Source organism: Halorubrum sp. Atlit-26R (genome assembly GCF_003666015.1).
In the GTDB taxonomy this organism is placed as follows: Archaea; Halobacteriota; Halobacteria; order Halobacteriales; family Haloferacaceae; genus Halorubrum.
The window spans coordinates 1-429 of sequence record NZ_QPLT01000568.1; the positions used below are offsets into that span (position 1 = coordinate 1).

A 429-nucleotide genomic window follows, 5' to 3' on the forward strand; every position below is an offset into this window, starting at 1 on the left:
CGGTTGCGAGCGAGAACCAGACCGACACGCTGAACGTGAGCGTGCTCAACGACGCCGACTTCCAGGTCGATATCGACCGCGAGAACTCGACGACCGGTGAGGTGGTCGAGGGTGACACCGTCGATGTCGTCGCCGATATCGAGAACGTCGGTGACGTGTCCGGCGAGCAAGTGATCAACCTACAGATTAACGGTACCTTCTCGCAGGATGGTCCCAACGTCGAACTCAACGCTAGTGAGTCCCAGAAGGTCGAGTTCAGCTACGAGACGGAGCAAGCAGACATCGGCGAGTTGAACTTCACGGTCGCGAGTCGCGACGACGCGGACACGCTAAACGTCAGCGTTCTCAGGGACGCCGAATTCGACGTGGCGGTCGATCGCAGCAACTCGACGACCGGTGAGGTAGTGGAAGGCGACGGGATAGAGATTG

The 429-nt window shown here is 59.4% G+C and carries 1 protein-coding gene; it reads left to right on the plus strand.

The features are described 5' to 3' along the window. Window positions 1-41: 41 nt before the first annotated feature. A partial coding sequence (locus DVK07_RS21990) for a hypothetical protein (protein WP_199719744.1) occupies window positions 42-429 on the plus strand: 388 nt, incomplete at its 3' end.